Source organism: Pseudomonas sp. OV546, assembly GCF_900116845.1.
GTDB classification, from domain to species: domain Bacteria; phylum Pseudomonadota; class Gammaproteobacteria; order Pseudomonadales; family Pseudomonadaceae; genus Aquipseudomonas; species Aquipseudomonas petroselini.
This window is the reverse complement of record NZ_FPCE01000018.1, coordinates 12,956-26,111: the sequence shown is the minus strand read 5'-3', so window position 1 is coordinate 26,111 and position 13,156 is coordinate 12,956. Positions and strand designations below refer to the sequence as shown.

Annotated in this window: 11 protein-coding genes; 8 read left to right on the top strand and 3 right to left on the bottom strand. The window is 63.7% G+C overall.

The window, feature by feature from the left end; all coding sequences use genetic code 11:
- Positions 1-6 precede the first annotated feature (6 nt).
- Positions 7-924: an urea ABC transporter permease subunit UrtB gene (gene urtB, locus BM403_RS28360; RefSeq protein WP_069023195.1), complete on the bottom strand. Its 918-nt coding sequence runs from the start codon at positions 922-924 to the stop codon at positions 7-9.
- A 163-nt stretch (positions 925-1,087) separates the two neighbouring features.
- Positions 1,088-2,296: an urea ABC transporter substrate-binding protein gene (gene urtA, locus BM403_RS28355; RefSeq protein ID WP_010211081.1), complete on the bottom strand. Its 1,209-nt coding sequence runs from the start codon at positions 2,294-2,296 to the stop codon at positions 1,088-1,090.
- Between the two features lie 301 nt (positions 2,297-2,597).
- On the opposite strand from urtA, the gene BM403_RS28350 reads away from it, so the two are divergent.
- Positions 2,598-5,981, top strand: coding sequence for an ATP-binding protein (locus tag BM403_RS28350; protein ID WP_093546255.1), 3,384 nt, complete (start codon positions 2,598-2,600; stop codon positions 5,979-5,981).
- Complete coding sequence (locus tag BM403_RS28345) at positions 5,956-6,621, top strand: response regulator (protein ID WP_012723736.1); 666 nt, start codon at positions 5,956-5,958, stop codon at positions 6,619-6,621. Before BM403_RS28350 ends, BM403_RS28345 begins: the two co-directional genes overlap by 26 nt.
- A gap of 54 nt (positions 6,622-6,675) precedes the next feature.
- On the opposite strand, the gene BM403_RS28340 is transcribed toward BM403_RS28345, so the two are convergent.
- Complete coding sequence (locus tag BM403_RS28340; protein WP_012723735.1) at positions 6,676-7,506, bottom strand: IclR family transcriptional regulator; 831 nt, start codon at positions 7,504-7,506, stop codon at positions 6,676-6,678.
- Positions 7,507-7,749: 243 nt separating this feature from the next.
- On the opposite strand from BM403_RS28340, the gene BM403_RS28335 reads away from it, so the two are divergent.
- Genes BM403_RS28335 through BM403_RS28310 form a run of 6 tightly spaced genes read left to right on the top strand, consistent with a single transcriptional unit; the run spans position 7,750 to position 13,143 of the window.
- Positions 7,750-8,778, top strand: a complete 1,029-nt coding sequence (locus BM403_RS28335; RefSeq protein WP_012723734.1) for an ABC transporter ATP-binding protein — start codon at positions 7,750-7,752, stop codon at positions 8,776-8,778.
- A complete protein-coding gene (locus tag BM403_RS28330) occupies positions 8,775-9,620 on the top strand; it encodes an ABC transporter permease (protein WP_064054511.1) in 846 nt (281 codons plus the stop codon). The genes BM403_RS28335 and BM403_RS28330 overlap by 4 nt, the downstream gene beginning before the upstream one ends.
- A gap of 4 nt (positions 9,621-9,624) precedes the next feature.
- A complete protein-coding gene (locus tag BM403_RS28325; protein ID WP_046036242.1) occupies positions 9,625-10,419 on the top strand; it encodes an ABC transporter permease in 795 nt (264 codons plus the stop codon).
- The gene (locus tag BM403_RS28320) at positions 10,419-10,709 is read left to right on the top strand and encodes a (2Fe-2S)-binding protein (protein WP_043205219.1); all 291 of its coding nucleotides are present in this window, start codon (positions 10,419-10,421) and stop codon (positions 10,707-10,709) included. Before BM403_RS28325 ends, BM403_RS28320 begins: the two co-directional genes overlap by 1 nt.
- The gene (locus BM403_RS28315) at positions 10,706-12,049 is read left to right on the top strand and encodes an FAD/NAD(P)-dependent oxidoreductase (RefSeq protein ID WP_046036241.1); all 1,344 of its coding nucleotides are present in this window, start codon (positions 10,706-10,708) and stop codon (positions 12,047-12,049) included. The genes BM403_RS28320 and BM403_RS28315 overlap by 4 nt, the downstream gene beginning before the upstream one ends.
- Complete coding sequence (locus tag BM403_RS28310) at positions 12,046-13,143, top strand: NAD(P)/FAD-dependent oxidoreductase (protein WP_064054514.1); 1,098 nt, start codon at positions 12,046-12,048, stop codon at positions 13,141-13,143. The genes BM403_RS28315 and BM403_RS28310 overlap by 4 nt, the downstream gene beginning before the upstream one ends.
- Positions 13,144-13,156: the final 13 nt, after the last annotated feature.

Sequence of the window (13,156 nt, the reverse complement as noted above, 5' to 3'; positions counted from 1 at the left end):
TCGCCTCTACTTGCGCACTTTGATGGAGAACAACCCTTGCGGGCGCAGCATCAGGATCAGAATCACCGAGGACAAGGTGAGTACCTTGGCCATCGAGCCACTGAGGAAGAACTCCGACAGCGATTGGGTCTGGGCAATCACGAAGGCCGAAGCGATGGTGCCGAACAGACTCTGCGCGCCGCCGAAGACCACCACCAGGAAGGTGTCGACGATGTACTGCGAGCCCGCCGTCGGCCCGGTGGAGCCGATGGTGGTGAACGCCGCGCCGGCCACCCCGGCGACGCCGCAGCCCAAGGCGAAGGTCATGCGGTCGACCTTGCGCGTATTGATGCCCACCGCGCGGCTCATCAGGCGGTTCTGCACCGTGGCGCGCACCTGCAGGCCCCAACGCGAGCGGTAGAGCATCAGGAAGATCGCGGCGGTGAGCAGCAGGGTCAGGGCCATCATGAACAGGCCATTGCGCGGGATCTCGATGGCATCGGTGAAATTCACCGAGCCCATCAGCCAGGCCGGTGGTTCAGCGCTGACCTCGCGGGCGCCGAACACTGAGCGGAAGGTCTGCTGCATCACCAGCGACAGCCCCCAGGTGGCGAGCAAAGTGTCCAGCGGGCGCTTGTACAAGCGGCTGATCATCGCCCATTCCACCAGCCAGCCGATGGCGCCGGCGACGAGGAATGACAGGGCAATGGCGAAGAAGAAGTAATAGGGTTGGAAGCTCGGTGCAAAGTGCGCCGTGAGGCTGGAACACACATACGTGGTGTAGGCGCCGATGGTCAGGAACTCACCGTGGGCCATGTTGATCACCCCCATCTGGCCAAAGATGATCGCCAGCCCCAATGCCATCAGCAACAGCACGCAGAACACGGACAAACCGTTGAACCCCTGCATCGCCGCGATGGCTCCAAATTCCGATAGCCATTCCATGATGATGGTCTCCTGAGAGCCAGGTTGAATTGCAATCTGCGTCTGCTTTATGTGGGAGCGGGCTTGCTCGCGAATGCGCAGTGTCATTCACAGGTGTATTGACTGATCCACCTCGTTCGCGAGCAAGCCCGCTCCCACATTTAGCTCAGCGCCAAGACCAGGGTTATTGATAGCCTTTGGGGAACGGATTCGGCTCGATCAGATCCGACTCGTAGATCACCTTGAACTGGCCGTTGGGCTGCACTTCGCCGATGCGCGACTTGCTCCATAAGTGATGGTTCTCGTGAATCTTCACGTAGCCTTCCGGCGCGGTTTTCAGCTCGATGCCAGGCGACGCGGCCACCACTTTATCCACGTCGAAACTGCCGGCCTTCTCCACCGCCGCTTTCCACAGCCACGGCCCCAGATAGGCCGCCTGGGTCACATCGCCGATCACTGCGTCCTTGCCGTATTTGGCCTTGAAGGCCTCGACGAAGGCTTTGTTGTTCGGGTTATCCAGACTCTGGAAGTACTTCATCGAGGCATAGAAACCGGCCATGTTTTCACCGCCGATGCCGAGCAGTTCGTCCTCGGTGACCGACAGGGTCAGCAGGGTCTGCTTGGCCGAATTCACGCCCGCCGCGTTGAGTTGTTTGTAGAACGCCACGTTGGAACCACCCACCACCGCCGCAAACACCACATCAGGCTTTTTCAGCTTGACCTTGTTGATCAGCGAACCGAACTGGGTGTTACCCAGCGGGTAGTAGTCTTCGCCGACCACGGTGCCGTGCAGGACGTTTTCGATGTGCTTGCGCGCGATCTTCATCGAGGTGCGCGGCCAGATGTAGTCGGAGCCGACCAGGTAGAAGGTCTTGGCGCCCTTGGTCTTGGCGATCCAGTCAAGGCTGGCGAGGATTTGCTGGGTGGCTTCCTGCCCGGTGTAGATCACGTTTTTCGACTGTTCCAGGCCTTCATAGAAGGTCGGGTAGTAGAGCAGGCCGTTTTCCTTTTCGAAGATCGGCAGCACGGCTTTGCGCGAGGCCGAGGTCCAGCAGCCGAACACGGCGGCGACCTTGTCGTTGACCAGCAGCTTCTTGGCTTTTTCGGCGAAGGTCGGCCAGTCGGAGGCGCCGTCTTCCTGGATCACCTTGATCTGCCGTCCGAGGATCCCGCCTGAGGCGTTGATCTGTTCGATGGCCAAGCGTTCGGCCTGGATCGAACCGGTTTCGGAAATCGCCATGGTGCCGGTGGCGGAGTGCAACTGGCCGACGGTGACTTCGGTCGGGGTCACGGCGAGGCCTTCGTTATCGGCCAGCACGCCCTGGCTGAACAGAGCGGCCGCCAGCAATGACAGGGCCAACAGCGGTGTGGAGCGGATCAATCGTGGTGCCATGGGGCGACTCCTCTGCAATGAGGGGTCCAGCATGGCGGCAGTGGACCGGTGCGGGTATACGCAGCCTGACGTAACGGGGTACGTCATTTGACGTATGCCGCTGCGCACTGTTTTCGAGCAAGATCCCGCCCGCCCTGACAGCACCGATCAATGTGGGAGCTGGCTTGCCTGCGATGGCGGTGTATCAACCAACTTCCCCATGCCTGACCCACCGCCATCGCAGGCAAGCCAGCTCCCACATTTTGAATCGGGGCACGGAACTTGCTCATCCACCTTGCCCACTCCCCGGAGCCATCCCGCCGTGCACCCTCCTTCCGGCACCCAGCGCATCGTCAAGATCCGCCGCGACTACAACACCTGGGTCGCCGACGAGACCATGGAAGACTACGCCCTGCGCTACACCCCCAAGTCCTTTCGCAAGTGGTCGGAGCTGCGCATTGCCAACACCGCCCTCGGCGCGGTGTCGTTCCTGGCGCTGGAGGCCATCGGCGGCGTGCTGGCCTTGAACTACGGCTTTACCAACACCTTCTGGGCGATCCTCGCCATCAGCATGGTGATCTTCCTCACCGGCCTGCCCATCAGCTATTACGCCGCACGCTACGGCGTGGACATGGACTTGCTCACCCGTGGCGCCGGCTTCGGCTATATCGGCTCCACCATCACCTCGCTGATCTACGCCAGCTTCACCTTCCTGTTCTTCGCCCTGGAAGCGGCGATCATGGCGCTGGCACTGGAGCTGTATTTCCATATCCCGCTGGCCCTGGCCTATGTGATCTGCTCGCTGCTGGTGATCCCGCTGGTGGCGTACGGCGTGACGCTGATCAGCCGCCTGCAACTGTGGACGCAACCGATCTGGCTGTTGTTGCTGGTGCTGCCGTATGGTTTTGTGGGGTGGAAGAACCCCGACGCCTTCAGCGACTGGACCAGCTTTGTCGGACGCAGCGGTGACGGCGGCGGCTTCAACCTGTTGGCGTTCTGCGCCGCCTGCACGGTGGCGTTGTCGCTGGTCACGCAGATCGGCGAACAGGTGGACTACCTGCGTTTCCTGCCCGAAAAAACGGCTGCCAACCGCAAGCGCTGGTGGGCCGCCCTGCTCTGCGCCGGCCCCGGCTGGATCATTCCCGGCGCCTTGAAGATGTTCGCCGGGGCGTTCCTGGCGTTTCTCGCGCTGCAACATGAAATCCCCATGGAACGCGCCGCCGAGCCAACCCAGATGTACCTGGTTGCGTTCCGCTACGTGTTCAGTTCGCCGGAATGGGCGCTCGGCGCCATGGTGCTGTTCGTGATTATTTCGCAAATGAAGATCAACCTGACCAATGCCTACGCGGGCTCCCTGGCCTGGTCGAACTTTTTCGCCCGCGTGACCCACAGCCACCCCGGCCGCGTGGTATGGCTGGTGTTCAATGTGGCCATCGCGCTGATGCTGATGGAGTTGGGCGTTTTCGACGTGATCGACCAGGTGCTGGGGCTCTACGCCAATATCGCGATCGCCTGGATCGGCACGCTGGTGGCGGACCTGGTGATCAATAAGCCATTGGGCCTGTCGCCCAAGCACATCGAGTTCAAGCGCGCGCACCTCTACGATATCAACCCGGTGGGCGTCGGCTCGATGCTGATTGCGTCGTTGCTGTCGATCCTCGCCCACTTCGGCCTGTTCGGTGCCCTGGCCCAGGCGGCACCGCCCTTCGTGGCCCTGGGCACGGCGCTGGTGATGGCGCCGCTGCTGGCCTGGCTGACCCAGGGCAAGTACTACATCGCCCGCACCAGCGACGTGCAGTTGATTCACCCGGTTGCCCCCGCGACCCACGCGGTGTGCGGGCTGTGCAGCAACCCGTTCGAGACCGCGGACATGGCGTTCTGCCCGGCCTACAGCACGCCGATCTGCTCACTGTGTTGCTCGCTGGATGCGCGCTGCGGTGATCGTTGCAAGCCCCACGCCCGCCTGGTCACCCAGTTCGAAGGCGTACTGCGCTGGCTGCTGCCCAACACGATGATGCCGCGCCTGCACACACGCTTGGCCCATTACCTGGGATTGTTGCTCGCCCTGGTGCTGATGCTTGCCGGCGCATTGGCGTTGATCTACGTACAGGCGGCCCAGGGCTTGCCCCATTCCGAAACCCTGTACCAGGCGTTCTTCAAGGCGTTCCTGACGCTCTCGGTGCTGGCCGCCGTGCTCGCCTGGTGGGTGGTGCTGACCCGCGAAAGCCGTGGCGTAGCCCAGGAGGAATCCGACCGCCAAACCCTGCTGCTGATGCAGGAAATCGACGCCCACAGCCTCACCGACCAGGCCCTGCAGCAAGCCAAGGAAGCCTCGGAAGCCGCAAATGCCGCCAAGAGCCGCTACGTCACCGGGCTGTCCCACGAACTGCGCACGCCGCTCAACAGCATCCTTGGCTTCACCCAGATTCTGCAGCGCGACAGCGCCATGCCCGAGCAGCATCAGGATGCGCTGGCGACCATCCTGCGCAGTGGTTCGCACTTGGTGTCATTGATCGACGGTTTGCTCGACGTGGCCAAGATCGAGGCCGGCAAGTTGCGCCTGGAACTCACCGAAATCCCCTTCCCCGAGCTGCTCCACGACCTGGAGCAGATGTTCACCCCGCAAGCCCACGACAAGGGTCTGCGTTTTCGCCTGGACTGCGTGGGCAAGATCCCGGCGGTGGTGCGTGGCGATGAAAAACGCGTGCGCCAGATCCTGATCAACCTGCTGGGCAACGCCGTGAACTTCACCGACAGCGGCGAAGTGCGCCTGCGGGTCAGTTATATGCGCGAGACCGCCAACTTCGAGATTATCGACACCGGCATCGGCATCGATCCTGGGCAGTTGGAGCGGATATTCCAGCCGTTCGAGCGCGGCGACCTGATGCGCCAGGACAACGGCGTGGGCCTGGGGCTGACTATCACGCGCATGCTCACTGCGTTGATGGGCGGCGAGCTGCGAGTAACCAGCGAGCTGGACAAGGGCACCTGCTTCCAGGTGCGGCTGTTCCTGTCTCAGGTGCGCGCGCCGCAAGCGGTGGTGCACGTGGAGCACGACATCATCGGTTATCAAGGCGAGCGGCGGCGCATCCTGGTGGTGGATGACCATGTAGACCATCGCAAGGTGCTCAGCGGCATGCTCACGCCGCTGGGCTTCGAGGTGATCCAGGCCAGTAATGGCCAGGACGCGATCCGCCAGGTGGCGCTGCTGGCGCCGGACCTGATCCTGATGGACCTGTCGATGCCGACCCTGGATGGCTACGAAACCAGCCGCCTGATACGCCGTAATGCGCTGTGCACCGCACCGATCATCGTGATCTCGGCCAACGCCTTTACCGACGACCGCGAACGCAGCATTGCCGCCGCCTGCAACGACTACCTGGCCAAGCCCGTGCGCACGCCGGAGCTGCTCGGGCGCCTGCAACAACACCTGGACCTGCACTGGCTACGGCGCACCCGACGCTCGATACCGCCACCGCCCCCCCGTGTGCTGCCCGGCGCCGAAGACCTAGCGGTACTCGCCGAACTCAGCGCCATCGGTTACGTGCGCGGCCTGCACGAAAAACTCGACACGATCCTTGCGCAGCACCCCGACACCGAGCCTTTCATCAGCAAGGTACGCGGGCTGCTCAAGGGTTTCCGCCTGGATGAACTCAACCGAACCCTCAAGGAGGCCGAAGATGAATGCACTCACCCGCAGCACTGAACCCGGCGTTGTGCTGATCGTCGACGACACGCCGGATAACCTCGCGATGCTCTCCGACGCCCTCGACGACGCGGGCTATATGGTGCTGGTGGCCCTCGACGGCCTCAGCGCGTTGAACCGCGTACAACGCCGGCGCCCGGACCTGATCCTGCTGGACGCAATGATGCCCGGCCTGGACGGCTTCGAAACCTGCCGCCGGCTCAAGGCGCAACCCGCCAGTGCGGACATCCCGGTGGTGTTCATGACCGGGCTGACCGACACCAGGCACGTGGTGCAGGGCTTTGAAGTGGGTGGCAGTGACTACGTGACCAAGCCGATCCAGACCGACGAGGTACTGGCTCGGGTGGCGGCACATTTACGCACGTCGCGTATTTTGTTGTCGGCGCGGGAGGCGCAGCAGCCGAGTGTGTTGACGCTTGAAGATGAGCCGGCGCATAGGCTGCTGTCGGCCCGGTTCCAATTGACCGAGCGTGAGGTAGAGGTGCTGCGCTGGGTGGCGTGCGGGAAAACCAATCGGGATATCGGGGATATCCTGGGGTTGAGCCCGAGGACGGTGAACAAGCATCTGGAGCATGTGTATGTGAAGTTGGGCGTGGAGACCCGCACAGCGGCCACCTCCGTCGCCCTGGCCGCCCTCTGAATGTGCGGGGTGCCCGCTCGCACATTTTTTGCTCTTCATCGAGGCTGAAATCGGTTACCCGCCGAAGGTGTGTGAGGGCCTGCGCAACGTCGGATCAAACGGATTGATCCGTGGCCCGATCGCCGCCGCTTCGCGCTTCAATAACTCCACCACCATCGGCAACCGGCTCGGCCCCAGGCGGTCACTGATGGTCGCCACGCTCAACGCCGCCACCGCATGCCCGTCCCGATTCAGTATCGGCACCGCCAACCCCGCCATGCCTTCCAGCACCCCGGTATTGCGCGCCGCATACCCCAGGTTGCGCACGTTCTCCACTTCCGAGCGCAACAGCACTTCGTCATACAGGTGGAAATCCTTGAGCCGTGGCAGGTTGTAGCGGATCACCGTCTCGCGCTCTTCCTCCGGCAAAAACGCCAGGATCGCCAGGCTGCCCTGCCCCACGCCCAATGCCACACGCCCGCCGATATCACCGGTGAAGGTGCGGATCGGGTACGGGCCTTCGCTGCGGTCCAGGCAGATCGCATCGAAGCCACTGCGCGCCAGCAGGAACAGCGAGTCGCCCAGTGAAGCACTCAGGCGCAGCATGCTCGGCCGCACCAGGTCGCGCAGGTTGCCGGTCTTGCCTGCATTGGCCGCCAGGGCGAAGAACTCCAGGCTGAGGCGATAGCGCTTGCTGCGTGCGTCCTGCTCGACCATGCCTTCGTCCATCAGGCTGCGCAGCAGGCGGTGGGTGGTGGGCTGGGACAGGCCCACCTGTTGCGCGAGCTGCGTAACGCGTTCGCCACCCTCCGGCACTTCACCCAGGGTGCGCAGCAGCGCGAACAGACGAGACACTCCGCCCACCCCGACTTCTTTGCCCTTTTCATTTCGATCAGTGGAATGCATAACAACCCATCTCTTTGCAAATTCCGGTGAGTGAATAAAACTAAAAATAACAGTCCGTTCAGTGAAATTCTATCTTCCGCCCATCCTAGTCTTCGTCCTAATCTGCGTCCACAGGGGCGAAATGAACAACAACCGGCAGCCGACTTGAGATCGAGCGCCAACGCACCCGCAACACCCTTTTCGCATCTGCCCAAAACAAAAAAGCGCGTCTCGACGCGACTCAAAAAAAGGTGGAACGCAGACATGGCATTTCTCCAACTCAACGCCTTGAGCAAACGCTACGGCGCCGTCGACGCGGTGGTCGCCACCGACCTCGCGGTGGAAAAAGGCGAGTTCGTTTCCCTGCTCGGCCCCTCGGGCTGCGGCAAGACCACCACCCTGCAAATGATCGCCGGCTTCGTCGATGTGAGCGGCGGGCAGATCCTGCTCGACGGCCGCGACATCACCCACGCCAAGCCCGCCAGCCGTGGCCTGGGCGTGGTGTTCCAGAGCTACGCGCTGTTCCCGCACATGAGCGTGCGCGACAACGTCGCCTTCGGCCTGAAGATGCGCAAAGTGCCGGCCGCCGAGATCGCCAGCAAGGTCAAGACCGTGCTGGAACTGGTGCGCCTGGCGCCGCACGCCGACCGCTACCCACGGGAGTTGTCCGGCGGCCAGCGCCAGCGCGTGGCCCTGGCTCGCGCGTTGGTGATTGAGCCGCCGGTGTTGCTGCTCGATGAGCCGTTGTCCAACCTCGACGCTAATTTGCGCGAAGAGATGCAGTTCGAGATCCGCCGCATCCAGTGCGCCGTCGGTATCACCACGTTGATGGTCACCCACGACCAGGCCGAAGCGCTGTCGATCAGTGACCGCGTGGTGGTGATGCAGGCCGGGCGCGTGACCCAGATCGACGCGCCCTACACGCTCTACGAACATCCGCGTACGCGCTTCATCTCCGACTTTGTCGGCAAGGCCAACCTGCTGCCGGGCGACTACGACATACTCGGCACCCCGCAAGTGCGCCACGAGAGCGGCGACGGCGAACTGACCCTGAGCCTGCGCCCGGAAAAGATCCAATTGGTGGACGCAGGCACAGGTCGCCTGCAAGGCCAGGTCATCAATCGCTACTTCTTCGGCAGCCAATGGCTGTACCACATCGACACCGCCCTCGGCGAAGTCACCGTGGTGCGCAGCAACGACGGCAACGCGCCGCTGCGTTGCGGCACAGCGGTAGGCCTGGACTGGCACGCCAGCCTGTTGCGCGTGTTGGCGGCGGATGAGGTGCACCCATGAGTCGCGGCTACCTGCTCTCGCTGCCGGCGCTGGTGCTGTTTGTCGGGCTGCTGATCCTGCCGTTGGGCCTGACCCTGGTGCTGTCGTTCAACGTGTTTGACTACCAGGTGGGCGTGAAGGCCGATGAATGGACCTTCGCGCACTACCTGTCATTGTTCAGCGATTCGTACTTCTACGAGATTTTCTGGCGCACCTTCTGGATCAGCGCGCTGGTCACCCTGCTGTGCGTGGTGATCGGTGTGCCCGAGGCTTACATCCTCAGTCGCATGGGCACGCCGTGGCGCTCGATCTTCCTGATTCTGATCCTCACGCCCTTGCTGATTTCGGTGGTGGTGCGCGCCTTTGGTTGGAGCCTGTTGCTCGGCGCGGACGGGCTGGTAAACCAAGTGATCCAGTTCCTCGGTGGGCGCCCGGTGAAGCTGCTGTACACGCCGTTCGCGGTGATCATCGCCCTGGTGCACGTGATGCTGCCGTTCATGATCATCCCGGTGTGGACCTCCCTGCAGAAACTCGACCCGTCGGCTGAACAAGCCGCGTTGTCCCTGGGCGCCAGCCAGGCCACGGTGATGCGCAAGATCGTGTTGCCGCAGGTCATGCCCGGGGTACTGTCCGGCACCTTGATCGTGTTCGGCCTGGCCGCCAGCTCCTTCGCGATCCCCGGCCTGCTCGGCGGGCGTCGCCTGAAAATGGTCGCCACCGTGGTGTACGACCAGTACCTCTCGGAACTCAACTGGCCCATGGGCGCGACCATCGCGGTGGTGCTGCTGTTGGTCAATCTGCTGATCATGCTGAGCTGGAACCGCATGGTCGAAGGCCGCTACAAAAAGTCCCTGGGGGTTTAAGCGCATGTCCAGAAACGGTCCTTTGGCCCTTGGTTTCCACGGTTTGGTGGTGCTGTTCATGATGGCGCCGCTGGTGGTGGTGTGCCTGGTGGCCTTCACGCCCGAAAACACCTTGAGCCTGCCCACGTCGGGCTTCTCGCTGCGCTGGTTTCGCGCGGTGTTCGAGCGGGCGGATTTTATCCAGGCGTTCTATAACAGCCTGATCCTGGCGTTCACCGCTGCGACATTGGCCACCTTGATTGCCGTACCGGCGGCGTTGGCGATCAGCCGGTATTCGTTTGCGGGGCGCAACTTTTTCAGTGCGTTGTTCCTGTCGCCGATCATCATCCCGCACCTGGTGCTGGGCGTGGCCATGCTGCGCTTGTTTGCGCTGATGGGCGTCAACGGCAGTTTTACCTGGCTGATGCTGGCCCATGTGGTGATCATCACGCCGTATGTGCTGCGCCTGGTGCTGGCTGCAGCCATCGGTATTGATCGCAGCGCCGAGCATGCCGCCGAATCCCTGGGGGCTGGCCGTTTCACGCTGTTTCGCCAGATCACCCTGCCGATGATCCTGCCCGGTGTCGCCGGGGGGTGGTTGTTAGCCTTCATCAACAGTTTCGACGAGGTGACGCTGTCGATCTTCGTCAGCTCGCCGGCCACGCAAACCCTGCCGGTGCGCATGTATGTGTACGCCACCGAGTCCATCGACCCGATGATGGCGGCGGTGTCGGCGCTGGTGATTGCGCTGACGGCGGCGACCATGATTCTGCTGGATCGGGTCTACGGCCTGGACCGCGTGCTGGTGGGGAAACATTGATGGCCTTGTTTAAACGCTTAGCCGAGACCGAACGCCCGGTCCTGTCCTTCACCCTGGACGGCCAGCCCGCCAGCGGCTTGCTGGGTGACACGGTGCTCACCGCCGTGCTGACCTGCGCCGAGCACCTGCGCGGCAGTGACTTCAGCGCCGAACCGCGTGCCGGTTTCTGCCTGATGGGCGCGTGCCAGGACTGCTGGGTGCGCCTTGAAGATGGGCGCCGCGTGCGCGCCTGTTCGACGCTGCTGGAAGAAGGTCAGGCGGTCAGCCGCGATCCGGGGCGCCAGCCATGAAGCCGGTGGTGATTGTGGGCGCAGGCCCGGCAGGCATCAGCGCAGCGCGCACCCTGCTCGACCACGGCATCACACCCTGCCTGGTGGATGAGAGCCTGCGCGGTGGCGGGCAGATTTATCGGCGCCAACCCCAAGGCTTCCAACGCACCGCCAGGCAGCTCTACGGATTTGAAGCGAGCAAGGCCCAAGCCGTGCACCGCACCCTGGATGAGCTGGCGCCGCTGATCGACTACCGGCCGCAAACCCTGGTGTGGAACGCCGAGGACGGCCGCCTGGATATGCTCAACAAAGGCCGCGCCGAGAGCCTCGACTACGCGCAGATCATCGTCGCCACGGGCGCCACCGACCGCATCCTGCCGGTGCCGGGCTGGACCTTGCCCGGTGTCTACAGCCTCGGCGCGGCGCAGATCGCCTTGAAATACCAGGGCTGCGCCATCGGTGAGCGCGTGGCGTTCTGTGGCAGCGGGCCGTTGTTGTACCTGGTCGCCTATCAGTACGCCAAAGCCGGGGCCAAGGTCGTGGCGGTGCTCGATAGCGCACCGTTCAGCGCGCAGTGCCGAGCGCTGCCGGCGCTGCTCGGGCAACCGGCGACCTTGGCCAAGGGCTTGTATTACCGCGCCTGGCTGACGGCCCATGGGATTGCCGTGCATCAGGGCGCCACGCTCACGCAGATCGAAGGCGAACAGCGGGTCAGCGCTATTCGTTGGGGTGAGCACAGCCTGGCATGCGACGCCGTGGGCTTTGCCCATGCCCTGCGCAGCGAGACGCAACTGGCGGATCTGCTCGGTTGTGAATTCGCCTGGAACACGTTGAACCGCGCCTGGCTTCCACAACGCGACAGCGCCGGGCGCAGCAGTATCAGCGGTGTGTACCTGGCGGGAGACGGCGCCGGGATCATGGGCGCGGACGCCGCGCAGATGGCCGGCGAGCGTGCTGCGCTGGCGGTACTGGAGGACGCGGGCATTGCCATTGATCAGCGCCGCCCCGCCGTGTTGGAGCAACAACTGGCGGGTATCCAGCGCTTTCGCCAGGGCCTGGAAACCGCGTTTCCTTTCCCTGAGCAGTGGGCGGCACAGGCACCGGATGCGTTGATGGTGTGCCGCTGCGAAGAAGTCAGCGCCGGCGATATACGTGCGGTGGTGGATGAAGGCCACTGGGAGATCAATCGGGTCAAGGCCCACTGTCGCGTCGGCATGGGCCGCTGCCAGGGCCGCATGTGCGGGCCGGCGGCAGCGGAGATTATCGCCGAGCGCAGCGGCCGGGGCATCGAAAACGTCGGCCGCTTGCGTGGCCAGGCGCCGATCAAGCCGCTGCCGTTTGGCGTGGAGGCGCAGTCATGATCGACGTCATCGTGCTGGGCGGTGGGATTGTCGGCGCGTCGGCGGCCTTGATGCTCGCGCAGAAAGGCCAGCGCGTGGCCTTGGTGGAACGGGACTTCTGTGGCTCGCATTCCAGCGGCGTGAATTATGGCGGTGTGCGCCGCCAGGGCCGGCCATTGCATCAGTTGCCGCTGTCGCAGCGCGCCCATCAACTGTGGGCCGACTTGCCGGGCCTGATCGGCATCGACGGCGAATACGTGCGCTCCGGGCATTTGAAGCTGGCGCGCAGTCAGGCTGATTTCGCCGCGTTGCAGGCGTATGCCGAGCAGACCCGTGGCTTTGACCTGGGCTTGCAGTTGCTCGACTACGCCGAACTGCGCGCACGCTTTCCCTGGGTCGGCGATATTGCGGTGGGCGCCTCGTTGTGCCCGCAAGACGGCCACGCCAACCCACGATTGGTATCCCCGGCCTTCGCCCGTGCCGCGCAGCGCCTTGGCGCATCGGTGTACGAGCAGGCTGAGGTGATTGGTATAGAACATGACGGCCAGCACTTTCAGGTGCAGTGCGCCAACGGCCTGCACCTGCAAGCGCCCTGGCTGCTGAACTGTGCTGGCGCCTGGGCCGGCACCGTCGCCGCGCAGTTTGGCGAAGCGGTGCCGATCACCTCGGCGCATCCAGCGATGCTGGTCACCGAGCCGCTGCCGGTGGTGATGAATGTGAGCACCGGCGTTGAAGGCGGCGGGATTTATGCGCGCCAGGTCGCCCGGGGCAACTGCATCCTCGGCGGCGGTCGCGGTTTTGCCCTGGGCCCGCTGACCGCGCGGCCGGGGCAGGCAGCGGTGCTGGAGATCCTGCGCAATGCCGGCGAGCTGTACCCGTTCCTCAAGGGTGCCCAGGCGATTCGCACGTGGAGCGGCACCGAAGGTTATCTACCCGATCACGAACCGGTGATCGGCCCCAGCAGCACCCAACCTGGCCTGCTCCATGGCTTCGGCTTTGCCGGCGCCGGGTTCCAGCTCGGTCCCGCGGTGGGTGAAGCCCTGGCAGAGATCGTCTGCGACGGAGCCAGCCGCCAACCCATCGAAGCGTTTTCCATCCGTCGTTTCCAAGCCTGAGAGGAAAAACATC

What these genes read in the sequence shown, in the direction of transcription:
- BM403_RS28335 (WP_012723734.1), top strand. Translation starts at nt 7,750, where the DNA reads ATGGCATTTCTCCAACTCAACGCCTTGAGCAAACGCTACGGCGCCGTC.
- BM403_RS28325 (WP_046036242.1), top strand. Translation starts at nt 9,625, where the DNA reads ATGTCCAGAAACGGTCCTTTGGCCCTTGGTTTCCACGGTTTGGTGGTG.
- urtA (WP_010211081.1), bottom strand. Translation starts at nt 2,296, where the DNA reads ATGGCACCACGATTGATCCGCTCCACACCGCTGTTGGCCCTGTCATTG.
- BM403_RS28340 (WP_012723735.1), bottom strand. Translation starts at nt 7,506, where the DNA reads ATGCATTCCACTGATCGAAATGAAAAGGGCAAAGAAGTCGGGGTGGGC.
- BM403_RS28320 (WP_043205219.1), top strand. Translation starts at nt 10,419, where the DNA reads ATGGCCTTGTTTAAACGCTTAGCCGAGACCGAACGCCCGGTCCTGTCC.
- BM403_RS28345 (WP_012723736.1), top strand. Translation starts at nt 5,956, where the DNA reads ATGAATGCACTCACCCGCAGCACTGAACCCGGCGTTGTGCTGATCGTC.
- BM403_RS28310 (WP_064054514.1), top strand. Translation starts at nt 12,046, where the DNA reads ATGATCGACGTCATCGTGCTGGGCGGTGGGATTGTCGGCGCGTCGGCG.
- BM403_RS28330 (WP_064054511.1), top strand. Translation starts at nt 8,775, where the DNA reads ATGAGTCGCGGCTACCTGCTCTCGCTGCCGGCGCTGGTGCTGTTTGTC.
- urtB (WP_069023195.1), bottom strand. Translation starts at nt 924, where the DNA reads ATGGAATGGCTATCGGAATTTGGAGCCATCGCGGCGATGCAGGGGTTC.
- BM403_RS28315 (WP_046036241.1), top strand. Translation starts at nt 10,706, where the DNA reads ATGAAGCCGGTGGTGATTGTGGGCGCAGGCCCGGCAGGCATCAGCGCA.